This is a genomic window from Chitinibacter sp. ZOR0017 (assembly GCF_000799095.1).
Lineage (GTDB): Bacteria > Pseudomonadota > Gammaproteobacteria > Burkholderiales > Chitinibacteraceae > Chitinibacter > Chitinibacter tainanensis.
In genome coordinates, this window is the sequence record NZ_JTLG01000018.1 from 1 (window position 1) to 18,471 (window position 18,471).

Below are 18,471 nucleotides of genomic sequence, written 5' to 3' on the forward strand. Positions count from 1 at the left end.
CTTTGCTGTAGTCGCTTGGGCTCAGCGCAGTGCCGTCGGCCAGGGTCAGCGTCAGGGTGCTACCGGCGGCGGCTTTTTCAACGTGAACGGCGAAGACGGCGTCTTTGCCTTCGGCGACGGTGATGTCATTGGTGTTGCCGGCGGCAGCGCTTGGATTACCAATGGTGATCGAGGGTGTTTCAACCGGTGGCTCTGGTGGCAAGACAATCTCGGGTTCCGGCTGCGGGAGCGTTGCGTACTCTGGCACGGTCAAGTCAGGAGCCGCGCCGTTTGCACTGAAGTTAAAGCTGACTGGCGACACGTTTTCGGCGATACGGAGCAAACGAACGAAACCAGCACCTTCGCCCTCTGCACCGGCCCCATTCAAGCCCGCGGCAGTGGCTTCAAGTTCATCGGAAAGATCTTTGCCCTGATTAAGCGCAGTAATGATTTGATCGGCGCTCGTGTCGGCCTGAGCCACACGCGCCTCGGTCACGTCGGTTGTCGCGCCGCCGCTTAGATCACCATCGATCAACATATCTCGGCCGGCAGCCAGCTCAACGACCTGACCATTGGGCAACAGTAAGGTGGCATGGCCAGTTGCAGAGGTAAAAATCACCTGCCCTTCTTGCAGTGGCTGACCGACTTGCAGCGGGGTTTCTTTACCACTGGCATCCCGCACAAATGCAACACCATCAACCAATACAATGGATTTCGCTGCTGATTTAACGCCCTGAGCTGCAACACTCGCCATGACCAAATTCCTGAGATTAGATTACCAGCCAAGGAATATAGGGGGGGGCGGAAAAATATACGACTGTACCGAAGTACATTCCTTACTAAAAAAGGCCTAGACGAGCGATTTGACTTAGCATTTTCGATCAAGGTCGAGCCACTGATGCAGTCCTTGCCCCGCCATAGCCAGCCGCAGTGCTTTTACTAGCGGGTTGTACTCGCGCGCTGCAATACGCGTACCGCATGCAAACTGTCGCGCGTTGCTTGGTGGCGGGCGAGCTCGAGTAATTGCCGCATCCCGGAAATACCGAGCGCCGCCTGATCCACCGCGACGGTGGTCAGGCCGGCATCGGCGGCGCTGGGGATATTGTCAAAGCCCGCCACAGCGATTTGCTGGGGTACGCGAATACCGTGGCTGCGCAGCTGGCGTAGCACTTCCAGCGCGCAGGCATCGTTGTAGGCGATGATGGCATCGGGCGGATTGATGCCCGCCAGCCATTGCCGCAATACATGTTGCACCCCAGCCGCGAGGTCTAACCCGGGCGGAATCAGCCCCTCCAGCGCCGGATCAGCCAAACGCCCGGCATTAAATAGCGCCTGCCGATAACCGCGCTCGCGTAAACGAATCGAATAATGCGCCAGCGAGCCACACAAAAAAGCAATGCGCTGATAGCCCTGCGCGAGTAATTGCGCCGTCAGCGCCTGCGTGCCCGCAAGATTGTCCGGGTTCACACTCGGCAGCCCTGGCGCGCTGCTATCGATCAGCGTCATCGGCTTGCCCAGCGCCTGCGCGATGGCCAGCGTTTCCGGCTCCAGAAAACCCACAGCCAGAATCGCATCGGCCTCTTGCAGCAATAATTGCCGACGTATCGAGCTAGAGTGCTTAACCGTAAAGGGCTGTAGCTCAATACCCATAGGGGTACAGACATCACGCGCGCCCTGCTCGACGGCAGAATAAAACGGCACCGCGCTTGAACGGGTGTGCTGACTATGCAGCAGAAACAATACTTTGCGCAGCGGCGCCGGCTCTAGCCGGCCCAGGTCGTAGCCCAGCGCGGCGGCCTGCTGAAAGACCCGCTGCCGGGTTTCGGGTGAAACCCCGCCCTGATGCTTCAGCGCCCGCGACACGGTGCCAACCGAAACACCAACCGCGGCCGCCAGGGCGCGCATACTAATCGTCATAAAATGGCTTTGCCTCCATCCGGCGCCAAAAGCTGCGTCATTGTTTATGTGTCTTTATTTATCACTAAACACTAATCGGAGTGTCGGGGCTACGCAATCGCCTGACAAGCCACACCCGCCAAGCGGCCAATACCGCGGGCTTTTTTTACCCAAGCTTGCGCGCAAAGGCCAAGCCACTTGGTAGAATCGGCTTTTGTCCTTGCCAAACAAGAGCCTGTCATGAGCCGTTTCTGGAGTCCCGTCGTTCACACGCTCACCCCCTACACCCCGGGCGAGCAGCCGAAGATCACCAACCTGATCAAGCTCAACACCAACGAAAATCCCTACGGCCCCTCGCCCAAAGCCATCGCCGCCATGCAAGCGGCCGTGGCCGATACGCTGCGGCTGTATCCGGATCCGAATGGCGATGTGCTCAAAGACGCGATTGCTCATTATCACGGCCTGAGCCGCCAGCAGGTGTTTGTTGGCAATAGCTCGGATGAAGTGCTGGCGCATACCTTTCAGGCGCTGCTGAAACACGAGCGCCCGCTACTGTTTCCGGACATCACCTACAGCTTTTATCCGGTGTATTGCGGCTTGTATGGCATTGATTTTCGCACCGTGCCGCTGACGGCGGATTTCTGCATCGACCCGGCCGATTACACCGGTGGCGGCGCGATTATTTTCCCCAATCCAAACGCCCCAACCGGCATTTTGCTGCCGCTGGCGCAGATCGAAGCGCTGCTACAGCGCTACCCCGATCAGGTACTGGTGGTAGACGAAGCCTATGTGGATTTTGGCGGCGAAAGCGCCATTAGCCTGATTGAGCGCTACGATAATCTGCTGGTGGTGCAAACGCTGTCGAAATCGCGCTCGCTGGCAGGGCTGCGAGTGGGCTTTGCAGTCGGCCACCCTGATTTGATCGCCGGGCTGGAACGCGTAAAAAACAGCTTTAATAGTTATCCGCTGGATCGGGTGGCGCTGGCCGGCGCGGTAGCCGCATTTGAAGATGAGGGGTATTTCGCGCAAACCTGCGCAGCGATTAACGCCAGCCGTGATACCCTCACTACGCAACTGCATGAGCTGGGTTTTGAGGTGCTGCCTTCCAGCGCCAATTTCGTGTTTGCCCGCCATCCAGGCCACGATGCCGCCACCTTGGCCGCCGCCCTGCGCGAACGCGCCATTATCGTGCGCCACTTTAAACAGGCCCGCATCGAGCAATTTCTGCGCATTTCGATTGGCACCCCCGAAGAATGCGCGGCGCTCGTAAGCGCCCTGCGCGAGATCCTCGCTTAAGTCCCCCACACCGGTCAGACCCAGTCTGACCGGCCCCCTGCCGCGACACAAGCCACAATTACACGAAATCGGGGTGATTTTTCGCCCCATTCGTCATAATCAGTAAGCCTTTGAAAAGGTAAACTCTCCTAACCGGGTTGCCAGCCCAAGCAAAGCTGGTATGCACCCACCACATCGATAGGGAGAGTTCATCATGTATTCGATACAACAACGCCTCGCGGCCGAATTCATCGGCACCTTCTGGCTCGTCTTGGGCGGCTGCGGTAGCGCCGTACTGGCGGCCGCATTTCCACAATTAGGCATCGGTTTTGTCGGTGTGGCGCTGGCGTTTGGTCTGACCGTACTCACCATGGCTTATGCGATCGGGCATATTTCCGGCTGCCACCTCAATCCGGCCGTGACGCTTGGCCTCGTGGCCGGCGGGCGTTTTCCAGCCAAAGAGCTGCCCTCTTACTGGATTGCCCAAGTGCTGGGCGGGATCGCCGGCGCGGCGGTGCTGTATCTGATCGCCAGCGGTAAAGCCGGCTTTGTGGCCGGTGGTTTTGCCAGCAACAGCTTTGGCGAGCTCTCGCCAGGCGGCTATGCGCTGGGCGCAGTCTTGCTGGCCGAGGCAGTCCTCACCGCGATGTTCCTGCTGATTATCTTGGGCAGCACCGATCAGCGCGCACCGGCCGGGCTGGCGCCGATCGCGATTGGCCTGGGGCTGACCCTGATTCACCTGATCTCGATTCCGGTCAGTAATACCTCGGTAAACCCGGCGCGGAGTCTGGCGGTGGCCTTGTTTGCCGATACGGCTGCGCTGCAGCAGGTGTGGGTCTTCTGGCTGGCGCCACTGGCCGGTGCGGCGGCTGCGGGGCTGGTTTATAACTGGCTGGGCAAAGCCAAGGCTTAATCCTCAGCACTCAATAAACAGCCGCGCATTGCGCGGCTTTTTTATTTGCGGCAAACGGGGCAAAAATCAAGCTGCGGGCGCTTTCACCGTCAGCGGCAAGCCTGCCACCATCAGCACCACTTCAGTCGCCTGCGCGGCGATATGCTGCATAAAGCTGCCGTGCAGATCAACAAAATGCCGGCCCATCTGGGTTTCGGCATGTAGGCTCCAGCCCAGCTCATTGCCCACGGCGATCACCGTCGGCGGGCTTACCGCGGTAAACGCCTGCCAGCGCTGTTTGGCGGTATCCAGCGTGGCCTCACGCTCATATTGGGCATCGGTAAAGAGATTGGTCAGCCACAGGGTGATGCAATCAAGCACCAGCACTTCCCCGCCAAAACCGTGCGCGGCCAGGTCAACGTCTTGCTCCAGATTCACCCAGCGCGCATCACGCTCGGCCTGATGGCGGCGGATGCGCTCGGCAAAATCCTCATCCCAAACCCGCGCGGTGGCCAGATAGCCCGGCTTCGCAGCCAGCGCCAGAGCGCGTTGTTCGGCATAGCGGCTTTTGCCGCTTTTCTGTGCGCCAGTCACCAAGATGAGCTGCATATACTCCCCACTCCTATTGCCCGCTAGGCAATTTAAAACCATGCTCAGCGTAATATACCCCACAGAGGATAAACGCTGCACCGGTCAGGCCAATCAGGGTGAGTCGCTCGCCCAGCGCCAACACGGCGGTGATCAAGGTCACCACCGGAATCAGGTAGATATAGTTACTGGCCTTCACCGAGCCAATCAGGTTCACGGCCTTATTCCAGGCCACATAACACACCGCCGATGCCACCACGCCCAGAAACAGCATATTGCCGGCCGAAGCGCTTAGCCACAGCCCCAGATCGAGCCGGTAGTGCGTGAAATACAACGCCGGCAGCATGGTGAGCAAACCATAAAAAAACACTTGCCGGGTTAAATACAGATAGCCGTATTTGTCGCCCATTTTGCGCAACTGCAGGCAATACAAGGCCCAGGCCGCCCCCGCCAGCAGCGCCAGCAAGTCGCCCAGCGGGTTGAGCTTGAGCACGACGCTGCCGTTAAACATCACTACCGCGACGCCCAGCAGCGCCAGGAGCGAGCCCAGCACAAACTGCCGGCTCAGTTTTTGTTCGTGGGTGATGTAATGGGCAAAAATCGCAGTGAGTAGTGGCGCGGAAGACACCAGCAGGCCGACATTCGAGGCCTGCGTGTATTGCAGGGCAAAGTTTTCAAACAGGAAATACAGCGTCACGCCACACAGGCCCAGCCCGAAAAAGCGCAGCTCTTCACGCGGCGCCTGCCAGGCAAAGCGGGGATGCAGCACACACAAGACCAGAAAGGCCAAGACAAAACGATCAAAGGCAATTTCAACCGGGCTGCGCACACCCAGCAAGACCTTGGTCGAGACAAAAGTCACGCCCCAGACCAACACACAGAACAGCACCAGCAGATGCCCGGCAAGTTTGGAATTCATGCGTAAAACGGCCAGCTAAAACAGAGAGGATAACAGCTCGCCCAGCGGCTGCCCTGCGGGTTTTCCCTAATCCAGCCTTGCGCTTTAATCCAGCGCGCTGGCGATGACCGGCAGCGGGTATTCGTCTTCCTGCTCGGGGAGGTAGTACGAGAGCATGTCTTGCAGGCGGGCAAACTCCAGCGGCTTGGCCAAAAAGCCATCCATGCCAGCGGCCAGACACTGCTGCTCGCTACTTTCAAAAGCATTGGCGGTCAGGGCAATGATTGGCAGATGGCGAAACTGCGCCTGGCTGCGCAAAATACGCGTGGCCTCAATGCCATCCATTTCCGGCATTTGCCAATCCATCAGCACCAGATCAAAACGCTCGCGGCTGAGCATCTCCACCGCATCTTTGCCGCTGTGGGCGATTTTCACCGTGCAGCCCAGCTTACGCAAAAAGGCACTCACCACACGCTGATTCATCGGGTTGTCTTCGGCCACCAGAATATGCCCGTGATACTGGCGTACCGGATTGGGCGCGCTGGGCAAGGCGGGCTGGGTTTCGAGTAGTTTTTTCAGGCTGCGAATCAGGCCCACTTCATTTAGCGCCGGCTTGGCAATAAAGCCATGCCGTAAATGCGCATTGCTCGGCGCTTGCCAGCCCAGCGTGAGGATGCTCGCCCCCAGCGGTGGCGTATGGCCGCACGCATCGCCCTTGGGCGCTTCATCCAGCAGCCATAAGGCGTGCTCGCTGGCCGCGCCCGGGGCCTGTAGTTGCACCTCAGACGCGATCAGCAGACGGCGTATCCAGCCCAGCGACCAATCCAGCTGCCCGCACAGCACCACCGGCCGGCCGGCCAGCGAGGCCAGCGTGGGCAAAATGCGTGGCCGCACCGTGTCATCCGCCCCCAGCGGTAGGCGCACGGTAAAACAGGCGCCCTGCCCCAATTCGGACTCCACACTAATGCTACCACCCATTAATTCGATCAAAAGCTTGCAAATCGCCAGCCCCAGCCCCGTGCCGCCGTAGCGCCGCGTCGAGCCCGAATCAGCCTGATAAAAACGCTGGAACAGCAACGCCTGCTGCGCTTTGCTCACGCCAATACCGGTATCACGCACCGCCAGCTCGATCATGCCGCCTTGGGTTTGCGCGCTAACATACACGCCGCCGCGTTCGGTAAATTTAAGCGCATTGGCCACCAGATTGGTCATCACCTGTTTGAGCCGCAAGCCATCGCCATAAAAGCGCACCGGAAACACAGGCGCGATATCCAGCACCAGCTCAAGCCGCCGCTCGACCGCCCGCGAAGCCAGCATGCTGCAGGAGTCTTCCAGCACTTCCTGCAGATTGAAAAAATCCTGTTTCAGCTCGAATTTACCAGCTTCGATCTTGGAATAATCCAGCAGATCATTGACCAGCAAAGCCAGCGAATCGCCCGACTTGCGGATATTGCTGACATATTCGGCTTGCTCTTTATCCAGCCGGGTATCTGCCAGCAGCTGGGCAAAGCCCAGCACCCCATTGAGCGGAGTACGGATTTCATGGCTGATGGTGGCCAGAAAATCAGATTTAGCCCGACTCGCCGCCTCGGCTTCGTCTTTGGCATGGGCCAGCGCGGCGGTTTGCTGCGACAGGCGGGCATTCAAAAGCAGCATCTCTTGCTGCACCTGCTTGGCACGAATCAACTGCGCCACAATCGCGGCAAATAGCTTCATCACTTCGCGCTGATACGGCATCAGCGTGCGGCGGCGCAAGAAATTATCCGCCGCCAGCCAGCCCAGATGCTTGCCATCGGCATAGAGGCCCACGAGTGAATTCCAGCCCCGGCCGACCACGACTTTGTTGTAGTAAATCGGCGCATCTTCTTTAACGATCACTTCGCCGGGGCTTTTGGCGGCATCAAAAAAGATCTGCCGCTGTGGAATCGGCTCGCTATACCAGTGCTCGTCAGTGAGCTCACCAAAATTATCCGTGCCATAGGTGCCGATCATCAGGTTTTTATCGTGATCGGCCAGAAACAGCGCCAGCCGGTCGATGCCCAGATCGGTAATCGCAGCCTGCACTGCCGAGCGGTAGAGGGTATCCAGATCTGGGGTTTGTGTCAGGCGCAAAGTAACCTGATGGAGCACCCGCAGCAACTCACGGTATTCTTCTGCGCGTTGCAGACTTTGTTGCAAGCGGCGGGTCATTTCATCCAGCCCCAGCTCGGTGCCACTAAGCAGGCTATCGATGCGGTCGGCCAGCATGCCGGCGAGCGCCGCGTATTCCATCCGGAATGAAGCGGTATCCAGGTATTTTTCCAGCCGCGCGACATCCGAGAGCTCAACATACAGCAGCGCCACCAGCTGATCGTTGTGCTTCAGTGGCAAGATCCAGCGCACCAGCTGCGGCACTTCGCTGCTATCCAGATCCCAAATATCCTGCACCTGAAAATCCACCGGCCGCACCGAGAGCGCCGGCTCGCGCAGCTGCCACAAGAGCTCTTCGACCGCCAGGCCGAAAAAGGCTTCGGGTCGTTGTGGCTCGGCAAAACACAGTGGTTTGAGGCCAATCACGGCTTGAGCGTGAATCTGCAAGGTATTTTCTGCCGCCGGCAAAATCAGGAAAGTTCGGCGGGCCTCAAAGGCCGCACACACCGCCCCCACCAGATGTTCGGCAAATAATTCCCAGGTTTTCGCCTGCAAGAGCGCAGGTAAATTGAGAACGGATTCGAGCTTCATGAGCAGCAACCCAGCAGCGAACCGGTTAGCGCCGCAGCACGATGCGGGCCAAGCTCGGTTATAATTGACGACTATTGCCTAAATTTTTGGACTCAAAATGACCAACCCAACCGCCCACATTGAATCACTCGACCACGAAGGTCATGGCGTTGCCCGAGTCGATGGCAAAACCATTTTTATCGACGGCGCCTTGCCGTTCGAAACCGTGACGTACAGCAGCTATCGCAAAAAGCCAAACTTTGAAAACGCGCAAGCTATCGCCATACATAATGACAGCTTTATGCGGGTAAAACCAAAATGCCCGCACTTTGGTGTCTGCGGTGGCTGTTCGATGCAACACATGGAATTCGGCGCTCAAGTGGCCGCCAAACAGCGCGTGCTGGAAGACAATCTGGAGCGCATTGGTAGCGTTCACCCGCAAGCCATGCTGCCTGCGATTTACGGCCCGGCCTGGGGTTATCGCCATCGGGCGCGCTTGTCAGCGCGCTTTGTGGCCAAAAAAGGCACGGTACTGGTCGGCTTTCATGAAAAGCGCTCAAGCTTTATTGCCGACATGACCGAATGCCACATCTTGCCCCCGCATGTTTCGGCTCAATTGCCGGCGCTGCGCGAGCTGATCAAAAAGCTGTCGATTTTTGATCGCATGCCGCAAGTCGAGCTGGCGGTGGGCGCCAAGATCACCGTGCTGGTCTTCCGCAATATGGAAGCCATCAACGACGACGATCTGGCCCATTTCAAAGCCTATGCCGATCAATGGCAAGTGCAGATCTGGTTGCAACCCAAAGGCCCAGATACCGCCTACCCGCTGTATCCGCTCGATGCCCCGGCGCTCACTTACCTGATGCCGGAATTCAATATCGAAATGCCGTTCAAACCGACTGAATTCACTCAGGTGAACCACGGGATTAACCGCGTGATGGTCGAGCGCGCGTTACATCTGCTCGACCCACAGCCGGGCGAGAAAATCGCCGATATGTTCTGTGGCTTGGGTAATTTCACCCTGCCTATCGCCCGCCGTGGCGCGCAGGTCTTGGGGATGGAAGGCAGCCAGCAACTGGTGGAGCGCGCGCTGGAATCAGCCGCGCACAACGGCCTGGCCGAGCGCACCGAATTCACCGTGGCCAATCTTTTCGAGATGACCGAAGAATGGCTGGATCAGCTCGGCCGCTTTGACAAAATGTTGATCGACCCACCGCGCGATGGCGCGATGGAGCTGGTGAAATCCATCAGCGCCGAACACGGCCCGAAACGGATTGTGTATGTGTCCTGTAACCCGGCCACCTTGGCGCGCGATGCCAATGTGCTGGTGAATGTGAAAGGCTACACGCTCAAATCCGCCGGCGTGATCAATATGTTCCCGCATACGGCACACGTCGAAAGCATCGCCTGGTTTGAAAAAGAATAAGCCGACGCTGAGGCGGTCCCGACCCAAAAAAGACACACTGCGGTGTGTCTTTTTTCATAGCCGAACCAGCACCAAAGCAGGGGTATTTCCCTGTAAGCCATAAATTTAAAAGGCCATGAGGCAATACCCACCAAGATCAGATTCAAACAAAGCCGTATCCAATTCAGACATGGGCGCATGCCTTACGCCACCTTATACTGGCCGCACTGTTTTTTATCACTCCGAGCTCCAGATGTCTGCCAAACTCCTCGCCCTTGCCGCCGTGCTGCTGAGCCAGCCGCTGCTGGCCAATGACAAACTGATTTCCTACCTGCCCACTTGGCGCGATGCCGACACGGTCGCCCGCTTTGGCCCCCAGCTGGCCAAGCTCGACTACGGCGTGCTGTCGTTTATCGAAGTGAATGCCAAAGGCGAAGCATATCTGGCCGCCGGCACGCAAGCGGGCCTCGCGCTGTGGCAACCGCATTTAGCCGCCGCGCGCAAAGCCGGTAAATTTAACTGCATGTGGGCACTGGGCGGCTGGACCGGCTCGAAAAACATTGCCAAAACTGCGCAAACCGAAGCGGGCCGCGCCAAGCTTATTCAATCGTCGATAGCCATCATGCGGCAAACCCAGTGCACGGGCCTTGATGTCGATTGGGAACACCCGGTCACCGGCGGTGAGTATGCCGCTGATGCTAGCCCCGCCGATCTGGGCAACTGGGTGAGCCTGCTACGCGAGCTGCGCACCGCGCTGGATGCCGCCGGCAAACAGGATAAAAAAACCTACCTGCTCACCACCGCCATTCCCGCCAATAACGGCGGCTGGGTGATGCAGGGGTATGATCTGAAAAACGGCCTGCCGTACCTGAATTGGGTCAATCTGATGGCCTATGATCGTAGCGGCGGCTGGTCAAAGAACGCCACCCTGCACGCCAGCCTCTATCCCACCCCCGGCGACCCGGATGGCGTCACGCTGGCTAGCAATAAAGCGGTGGAATACTTCATCAAACAAGGCGCCAAACCCGAGCAGCTGGTCTTAGGCGTGCCGTTTTATGTGCGCGCCATGGGCAATGTTGAGCCCGGCCCGCAAGGCAATGGCTTGGCCCAACAAAGCAGCGGCCCCGGCCTGAAAGACGAAGCCGAACCGGGCGTGGCCACCTGGGCCGATTTCCAGCGTAAATACGCCAAAGCGCCGGGCTGGCAAGCCTACCGCTCCGCGGAGGCCGGCAATGCGCCCTATCTGTACCACCCGGGCAAAAAAGAGTTGCTGAGCTACGACGATCCGGCCTCGCTCACCGAAAAGGTCAAATTTGTCAAAAGCCGCCAACTCGGCGGCGTAATGATCTGGGAAATGACGCAAGACGACGCGCAATTTACCCTGCTGAACACGCTGATTAAAGCGCTGCGCTAAAGCCATCACCGCTTCACTACCCACCACCAAGAAATGGCTGCCAGGATGCATAGGGCGGCCTTTGCTTGCCCGCCGATTTACGCAGCCACGCTTGTCGTGCCGGCGATATGCTGGCGTAATGCTCACAGCGCATCAGTGCAACGTGAGCGAGCGCCAAGCACGAATCTAAAAGCGATCCAACGCCTCGGGCGGAGTTCACGCCCCACGACAACAGGAGAACATATGCAAAAGAACCGACTCGAAGCCTTTAGTGATGGGGTGCTGGCGATTATCATCACCATCATGGTGCTGGAAATTAAGGTGCCGCATGGCGAGAGCTTTGCGGCGCTCAAACCGCTGTTGCCGGTATTAATGTGCTATGTATTGAGCTTTATCTACGTCGGCATTTACTGGAATAACCACCACCATATGCTGCACGCCACCCGCAAGGTCAGCAGCAGAGTGCTCTGGGCGAATTTGCATCTACTGTTCTGGCTGTCGCTCTTGCCCTTTGCGACGGGCTGGATGGGTGAAAACCATTTTGCGCAGCTGCCCGTGGCGATTTATGGTGGGGTGCTATTAATGGCGGCCATCGCTTACTGGATTTTGGTGCGGGCGATCATCCATGTGGATGGGCCAGATTCGGTGCTAGCCAAAGCGATTGGCGCCGATCGCAAGGGCAATTGGTCGGTGCTCTTGTATTTACTGGCGATTCCGCTGGCCTTTTATCAAGAGCTGCTGGCGGGTGCCATCTATATCATCGTGGCGATTATTTGGCTGATTCCAGACCAGCGCATTGAGCGGGTTTTAGACTAAACCCCAACAAAAAGGCCAGCGCGCAAGCTGGCCTTTTTGCATTACCCATCCAGCCGCTTTAGCGCGTGCGCAGTTTGGCCATACTACCATCGAGCTGATTGGCCACATCTTGCAGGCGGCGCATGTCTTGCGTGATGGTTTGGCTGCCCTGCACGGTTTGATTCAGGCCTTGGGCGATTTCACCAATCTGCTGGTTGATCGCGCTGGCGGTGCGGCTTTGCTCATCCACTGTGGTGGCAATGGCGCCCATTTTTTCAGCCACCATCACCGCCATGCCATCAATGCGCTGCAAGGCATCGGCGACAATTTCACCATCGCGATTGCATTCGCTCAAATAGTGGCCGGCGGCGGTCACCGCTTTGCCGGTTTGCTCGCTGGTCTGGCGAGTGCCATCCAGAATTTCCTGAATCGTGCGGGTTGAATCGCTGGTGTTTTGCGCCAGCTTGCGCACTTCATCGGCCACCACGGCAAAACCACGGCCATGCTCGCCGGCGCGGGCCGCTTCAATCGCGGCATTCAGCGCCAGCAAATTGGTTTGATCGGCAATGTCTTTGATCGTGGCGCTGACATTCACAATGCGGCCAAACGATTGCGCCATATCCTGCATGGCCTGCTCCACCGCGGCAAAGTGGCTAGACAGCGCCTGCAAGTTGCCCAGTGTGGTTTGCCCAGCCTGATTGGCCGATTGCGTGGCCACTTTAGCCTCACTGGCCGCGTTGGAAGCTGCCTGCGCCAGCTCGCCCACGTAATGCACGGTATCGGTCATTTCGTGGGTGGCATGGCTGATTTCGTTCAGCCGCTGCGATTGTTCATCCATATTGCGCGTGGCCTGATTGGCGAGCTCCGTAATATGTCGCGCATCGCTGCGGGTATGCTGTGCGGCCTGCTGGGCGCTAGAGAGCACCTGCATCAGCTGGGTAAGGAAATGATTAATCGCCTGCCCCAGCTGGCCAAACTCGTCGGCGCCTTCCGGCATCCGCAAGGTGAGATCGCCATTTTGCAAATGCTGGGCCACGGTTTCCATCGCCTGCAGCTTATTGCGCAGATGATGGGCAAAATACAGCGAAAAACCAATAATCAACACGCCGCCCAGTACCAGCGGCAACAGCACCAGCCAGACAATCTGCTTCACCCGGGTAGCAAAGCTGCGATCGGCTTCCTGCGCCTGCTGCTGCTCTTGCCGAATAATCTGGTCCAGCTCGCCCAAGAGTGGCGCCAGATCATTGCGGTACAGCTGCTCGGGCATCGCCAGCGCATCTTCGGGCGCGGTTTCGGCGATGACGGCGGCTTGTTTAAATTGCTTGAGGTAGCGCTGCCAGTTGTCTTGCAATAGGCGGGTGATGGCCTGTTGCTCGCCTGCAGCCAGTTTCAAGGTTTGGCTGGTGGCGGCGATTTGCTGGCCGTAGTGATCCAGCTGGCTATTGATATCGGGCTGCATCACATCCAGCCGCGAGGTGGTAAGCATATCGACTTTCAGCTGCACCAGCTGATTGGCGGCCTGCTGCGAGGCGCGGTAGGTTTGGTAGCTGTCGTTGAGCTGCTGCAGATTCCAGCCCGCCAGTAACACGCCAATGCCGAGGGCGACCCCGATCAGAATGCGTCCAAAAAAGAGTTGCGCTGCGATTTTCATGGCGGGGTGTATCCGGTATTGCTAATACAGGGCACTCTAACCAGCCAAAATGACAGAATCATGACAAAGATCTCGGCACTAACCCCTAGCCAGCCCGCCAATACCTTGCAGGGGTACTGGCCTCAAGTGCATGATTTTGCTTGTTTTCAAACAGATACCCATAAAAAAGGCCACGCAATGCGTGGCCTTTTTAAGCTTCGACCTTTAGTCGAAAAGATCTATTTAGCGCAGATTTTGCAGCGCGGCGATACGCTCTTCCATCGATGGGTGCGAGCTAAACAGCGAGCTCCAGCCGGCTTTGTTCGAAATCCCAGAGGCCGCCATATTGCTTGGCAAAGCGCTTGGCGCCATCCCGCCAAGGCGACGCAGTGCATCGATCATCGAGCCGCTTTCACCCATCAGCTGTGCCGCACCGGCATCGGCGCGGAATTCGCGCTGGCGCGAGAAATACATCACGATCACGCTAGCCAAAATCCCGAACACGATGTCACAGACAATCACAGTGATCATATAGCCAATGCCAGGACCGGATGATTCTTCATCATTGCGTCTGAGGAAGGAATCCACCAGATAACCCACCACACGCGCCAGGAAGAACACAAAGGTATTCACCACGCCCTGAATCAGCGTCAGCGTCACCATATCGCCGTTTTTCACGTGCGCGACTTCGTGGGCCAACACCGCTTCGATTTCACGGTGCGTCATGCTGTACAAGAGGCCAGTCGATACCGCCACCAGCGAGTTGTTTTTACTCGGGCCGGTCGCAAACGCGTTCGGCTCGCCTTCGTAAATCGCCACTTCCGGCATTGCAATGCCGGCGCGCTGCGCCAGACGCGCCACGGTATCAAACAGCCATTGCTCATCCTGATTGCGTGGGCGCTCGATCACTTGCGCGCCCGTGCTCCATTTGGCCATGGTTTTAGACATCGCCAGCGAAATAAAGGCGCCACCAAAACCCATCACGGCGGCAAACATCAGCAGCATGCCCAGATTGAGGCCATTGGCAGTCAGAAAACGATTGAGGCCAAAGACACTCACGAAAATGCCCAACACCACCATGATGGCGATATTGGTCGCGATTAATAACAACGTGCGTTTCACGATTTACTCCTTGCTTGAGTCTGTCGGTCTTATTGTATCGATGCTTTCCGACCACAGGGTGCTTTGACAACGGGCGCACCCAACGACCCGCCGGTTTCCACCGGATAGACCACGTGCAACATGGACAGTTCCACCACACTGATAACACGCCATGCCGTGTATTGAACACAATTCGGGGTAAGTTTGCCGATATTCAAGCGCACTCATGCCGCGGTGTTGTCGTTCTTGCCCACTTGGCCACAGCGCCGCCAGCGCGCTCAATAAGCCCCAGCCAGCCGCACCATCCAGCACCGCACTGAGTTTCCCTAGCATCAACATCACCCCAGCTTATCTCCACGCCACGCGCGTGAATGCGACAACGAACAGCGCCTAGCTTATACCAACTTTACAGCCAGAAAAATCAGGCATAAATTGCAGCTTCATCAGTTTTTCTCGAAAGATCGCCATGCTGGGGCTCAACTATAAACATCTGCAGTATTTCTGGGTGGTGGCCAAAGAGGGCGGCATTAGTGCGGCCGCGCGCAAGCTCGGGATTACGGCTCAGACCATCAGCGGCCAAGTCAGCTTGCTGGAGCAAGACATCGGCCAGAGCCTGTTTAGCCAAGTCGGGCGTAATTTGCAGCTCACCGAAGCGGGCCGCACCATGCTGCATTACGCTGATCAGATTTTCATGCTGGGTAATGAGCTGCAAGAAGCCATGGAACGGGGCGAGAGCCAGCGCGCGCGGCTGAATATCGGGATTGTCGACGCCATCCCAAAATCCATCGCGCAGCAGCTACTCGCGCCCCTGAGCGGCGCCACGGTGAAGCTGGTGTGCATTGACGGAAGCCTGGATGAGCTCTGCGCAAAGCTGGCCTTGCATCAGCTCGATCTGGTGCTGGCCGATCAGGCCGGCAGCGAAGCGCAATCGTTGCGCCTGCAAAGCCATGCCTTGGTGTATGCGCCGATTATGCTCTTGGGCACGCCAGAATTAGTCGCGCGCTATCAGGATGATTTTCCCCAGCAACTGAACGGCGCACCCTTGCTGCTGCCCACCCGCAATACCGCGCTGCGCTTGCAACTGGATGTCTGGCTGGCCGAGCATCATCTGCAACCCGATATCGTGGGTGAGTTTTCCGACAGCGCGCTGATGCACACCTTCGCCAAGACGGGTATCGGCTTCTATCCCAGCCCAGTCATCCCTTCCAAGCCGATACCCAGCAATGAGTTAACTTCTTTGGGACATTTATCCGGCGTGATTGCGCAATACCATGCGCTGTATAGCCCGAAAAAAATCATGCACCCCGCCATTGCCAAACTACTGGAGCAATAACCCAACCGCAGTGCTGCGCCGGTTGACCAAGCCCGCCGCTTGCCCTTGATTTTGTGCCACATTCCCCTGCACACGCGGCAGGGCGACAAATCTCGTGGGCGGTGCACATCTAGTCGGCTATTTTCGGTTACAATCGCCGCTTTCCCGAATACAAGATTCTTGGCAGGAGATCAGCATGTCTTTAGCAGATCGCGACGGCGTCATTTGGTACGACGGCAAACTGGTGGACTGGCGTGGCGCGACCACCCACGTCCTCACCCACACCCTGCATTACGGCATGGGCGTGTTTGAAGGCGTGCGCGCGTACGAAACGCCCAAAGGCACCGCGATCTTCCGCCTGCAAGATCACACCGAGCGTCTGCTCAATTCGGCCAAGATTTTCCAAATGAAAATCCCGTACACCGCCGAAGAGCTAAACGAAGCGCAAAAAACCGTGGTGCGCGAAAACCAGCTCAAATCATGTTATCTGCGCCCGCTGGCTTTTATCGGCAGCGAAAAGCTGGGCATTGCCGCCAGCAATAACAGCATCCACACCGTGGTGGCCGCGTGGCCGTGGGGCGCCTACTTGGGCGATGATGGCCTGACCAAAGGCATTCGCGTAAAAACCTCTAGCTTCACCCGTCACCATGTGAATGTTTCCATGGTGCGCGCCAAAGCGTGCGGCTACTACATCAACTCGATCTTGGCTCACCAAGAAGCCGCCGCCGATGGCTACGATGAAGCGCTGGTGCTCGATACCGATGGCTATGCCTCGGAAGGCGCAGGTGAAAACCTGTTTATCGTGAAAAAAGGCGTGATCTACACGCCGGACGTGGCCTCTTGCCTGGATGGCATTACCCGCAACACTGTGCTGACGCTGGCCCGCGAAGAAGGCCTGCAGATCATCGAAAAACGCATCACCCGTGACGAAATCTACACGGCCGACGAAGCGTTCTTCACCGGCACCGCCGCCGAAGTAACCCCGATTCGCGAGCTGGATAACCGCGCAATTGGCGCTGGTGTGCGCGGCCCGATCACCGAGCTTTTGCAAAAACGCTATTTCGATTGCGTAAAAGGCCTGGATCCAAAACACGAAGACTGGCTAACCCTGGTTTAAGCTAGCAAGACTGAACGAAGTAAGCGCCGTAGCGCTTTGCCAGCTAGGCTTCACCACCGGCAGCACCAGAGCGTGCAGCCACGGTGAGGCCAAGTGAATAAAGTGCTGAGCTTACTACTGACTGCATGGGTATACACCGCTAGAGCTGATAATGATTAGCCTAGCAAGCAATACCCCACTCGCTGACTGGAGATCATTATGAGTCTGATCGACAATACTCAAAAAGAAATCGAAGTAACTGCCCACGACGTGCCCCTGCACTGTCCGATGCCGAATATGAATAAATGGAATTCGCACCCACGCGTCTTCCTCGACATCGCCAAAACCGGCAAAGCGCAATGCCCATACTGCGGCACGCACTACAAGCTGAAAGAAGGCGAAGTCATCAAAGGCCATTAATCGGCCGCGGGATTTCCCGCTCGCGAGCAAGCGGTGCGCCAGTGGCCGCCGCTTTTTTTGTTTTTGCCGGGGTTTGTTGTGAAACGCATTCTTATTGTGGCGCCCGCCTGGGTGGGCGACGCCATCATGGCCCAGCCGCTGTATGCCCGCCTCAAGCAGCGCCATCCCGAGGCCGAGATTGATGTCCTGGCGCCGGCCTGGACGCGCCCCCTGCACGCCCGTATGCGTGAAATCAGCAGCACCATCGATGCCCCCTTTGGGCACGGCGAGCTGAAATTGCGCACGCGCTGGCAGCTGGCGCGCCAGCTCAAAGCGCGCGGCTATGACCAAGCCATTGTGCTGCCCAATTCGCTCAAATCTGCCCTGGTGCCGCTGCTGGCCGGGATTGCCCAGCGCACCGGCTGGGTGGGCGAAATGCGCTATGGCCTGCTCAATGATATTCGCGAGCTAGACCCACTGCAGCTACCGCAGATGGTGCAACGCTTTTATGCGCTCGGCGATGAAAAAACAGCCCCGCGCACCGAGCCGATGCCCTATCCGGTGCTCACCATTAACGCGGCTGAGCGTGATGCGGCGCTGAGCAAACTTGGCCTCAGTAGCGAGCCGCCGATGGTGGCCATTTGCCCGGGCGCCGAATACGGCCCGGCCAAGCGCTGGCCCGCTGAGCATGCCGCCGCGCTGGCCCAGCAACTGCTGGCCGATGGCTATCAGGTGTGGCTGTTTGGCTCGGTGAAAGATCAGGAAATCTGCGCCGAGATCAGCGCGCGCTGCCCGCAAGTGGTGAATCTGGCCGGTAAAACCAGCCTCGCCGAAGCGATTGATCTGCTGTCCTTGGCCCGCGTCGCCGTATGTAATGATTCGGGCTTGATGCACGTGGCCGCTGCGCTGCAGCGCCCACTGGTAGCCGTGTATGGCTCAAGCTCACCCGGCTTTACCCCGCCACTGGCCATTCGCGCCAAAGTGGTCACGCTGGATCTGGAATGTAGCCCCTGTTTTGAACGTGTGTGCCCGCTGGGGCATATGGATTGCCTGAATAAACTGACGCCCGATCGCGTGATGAAGGCGCTGAAAGAACTCACCAAGGACTGACC

Annotated in this window: 16 protein-coding genes; 9 read left to right on the top strand and 7 right to left on the bottom strand. The window is 57.8% G+C overall.

Features of this window, described 5'->3' with window-relative positions:
* The coding region (locus L991_RS06370) for a retention module-containing protein (protein WP_047393511.1) at window positions 1–733 on the bottom strand (733 nt) is incomplete at its 3' end.
* A gap of 185 nt (window positions 734–918) precedes the next feature.
* The gene (locus tag L991_RS06375) at window positions 919–1,896 is read right to left on the bottom strand and encodes a LacI family DNA-binding transcriptional regulator (protein ID WP_047393513.1); all 978 of its coding nucleotides are present in this window, start codon (window positions 1,894–1,896) and stop codon (window positions 919–921) included.
* Window positions 1,897–2,115: 219 nt separating this feature from the next.
* On the opposite strand from L991_RS06375, the gene hisC reads away from it, so the two are divergent.
* Both hisC and aqpZ read left to right on the top strand, forming a co-directional pair.
* Window positions 2,116–3,171 carry a histidinol-phosphate transaminase gene (gene hisC / locus L991_RS06380; protein ID WP_047393514.1) on the top strand — a complete coding sequence of 352 codons (1,056 nt, stop codon included), beginning with the start codon at window positions 2,116–2,118 and terminating at the stop codon, window positions 3,169–3,171.
* Window positions 3,172–3,364: 193 nt separating this feature from the next.
* The gene (aqpZ, locus tag L991_RS06385) at window positions 3,365–4,063 is read left to right on the top strand and encodes an aquaporin Z (RefSeq protein WP_197053829.1); all 699 of its coding nucleotides are present in this window, start codon (window positions 3,365–3,367) and stop codon (window positions 4,061–4,063) included.
* Between the two features lie 66 nt (window positions 4,064–4,129).
* On the opposite strand, the gene L991_RS06390 is transcribed toward aqpZ, so the two are convergent.
* From L991_RS06390 to L991_RS16455, 3 genes are all read right to left on the bottom strand, one after another.
* Window positions 4,130–4,651: a bifunctional adenosylcobinamide kinase/adenosylcobinamide-phosphate guanylyltransferase gene (locus L991_RS06390; protein ID WP_047393516.1), complete on the bottom strand. Its 522-nt coding sequence runs from the start codon at window positions 4,649–4,651 to the stop codon at window positions 4,130–4,132.
* A gap of 13 nt (window positions 4,652–4,664) precedes the next feature.
* Window positions 4,665–5,549 carry a DMT family transporter gene (locus tag L991_RS06395; protein WP_047393517.1) on the bottom strand — a complete coding sequence of 295 codons (885 nt, stop codon included), beginning with the start codon at window positions 5,547–5,549 and terminating at the stop codon, window positions 4,665–4,667.
* Window positions 5,550–5,633: 84 nt separating this feature from the next.
* Window positions 5,634–8,249, bottom strand: a complete 2,616-nt coding sequence (locus L991_RS16455; RefSeq protein WP_052190678.1) for an ATP-binding protein — start codon at window positions 8,247–8,249, stop codon at window positions 5,634–5,636.
* Between the two features lie 97 nt (window positions 8,250–8,346).
* Here L991_RS16455 and rlmD point away from each other — a divergent pair, with 97 nt between their 5' ends.
* The 3 genes from rlmD (at window position 8,347) to L991_RS06415 (ending at window position 11,842) form a co-directional block, all read left to right on the top strand.
* Window positions 8,347–9,654, top strand: coding sequence for a 23S rRNA (uracil(1939)-C(5))-methyltransferase RlmD (rlmD, locus tag L991_RS06405; protein WP_034619413.1), 1,308 nt, complete (start codon window positions 8,347–8,349; stop codon window positions 9,652–9,654).
* A 232-nt stretch (window positions 9,655–9,886) separates the two neighbouring features.
* Window positions 9,887–11,047 carry a glycoside hydrolase family 18 protein gene (locus L991_RS06410; protein WP_047393519.1) on the top strand — a complete coding sequence of 387 codons (1,161 nt, stop codon included), beginning with the start codon at window positions 9,887–9,889 and terminating at the stop codon, window positions 11,045–11,047.
* Window positions 11,048–11,269: 222 nt separating this feature from the next.
* Entirely contained in the window at window positions 11,270–11,842 is a 573-nt protein-coding gene (locus tag L991_RS06415) for a TMEM175 family protein (RefSeq protein ID WP_028449840.1), read from the top strand.
* A 58-nt stretch (window positions 11,843–11,900) separates the two neighbouring features.
* Here the strand turns inward: L991_RS06415 and L991_RS06420 are convergent, their stop codons facing one another.
* Both L991_RS06420 and htpX read right to left on the bottom strand, forming a co-directional pair.
* On the bottom strand, window positions 11,901–13,472 hold the full coding sequence (locus L991_RS06420; RefSeq protein WP_028449839.1) for a methyl-accepting chemotaxis protein: 1,572 nt from the start codon (window positions 13,470–13,472) through the stop codon (window positions 11,901–11,903).
* A 222-nt stretch (window positions 13,473–13,694) separates the two neighbouring features.
* On the bottom strand, window positions 13,695–14,573 hold the full coding sequence (gene htpX / locus L991_RS06425) for a protease HtpX (protein ID WP_047393520.1): 879 nt from the start codon (window positions 14,571–14,573) through the stop codon (window positions 13,695–13,697).
* A gap of 445 nt (window positions 14,574–15,018) precedes the next feature.
* Between htpX and L991_RS06430 the strand changes: the two genes are divergently transcribed.
* The 4 genes from L991_RS06430 to waaF all read left to right on the top strand — a co-directional run bounded on the left by L991_RS06430 (window position 15,019) and on the right by waaF (window position 18,469).
* Window positions 15,019–15,885, top strand: a complete 867-nt coding sequence (locus L991_RS06430) for a LysR family transcriptional regulator (RefSeq protein ID WP_047393522.1) — start codon at window positions 15,019–15,021, stop codon at window positions 15,883–15,885.
* Between the two features lie 175 nt (window positions 15,886–16,060).
* Window positions 16,061–16,981, top strand: a complete 921-nt coding sequence (locus tag L991_RS06435) for a branched-chain amino acid transaminase (protein WP_028449835.1) — start codon at window positions 16,061–16,063, stop codon at window positions 16,979–16,981.
* 198 nt (window positions 16,982–17,179) lie between these two features.
* Window positions 17,180–17,380, top strand: coding sequence for a zinc-finger domain-containing protein (locus tag L991_RS06440; protein WP_028449834.1), 201 nt, complete (start codon window positions 17,180–17,182; stop codon window positions 17,378–17,380).
* A 78-nt stretch (window positions 17,381–17,458) separates the two neighbouring features.
* On the top strand, window positions 17,459–18,469 hold the full coding sequence (gene waaF / locus L991_RS06445; RefSeq protein ID WP_028449833.1) for a lipopolysaccharide heptosyltransferase II: 1,011 nt from the start codon (window positions 17,459–17,461) through the stop codon (window positions 18,467–18,469).
* Window positions 18,470–18,471: the final 2 nt, after the last annotated feature.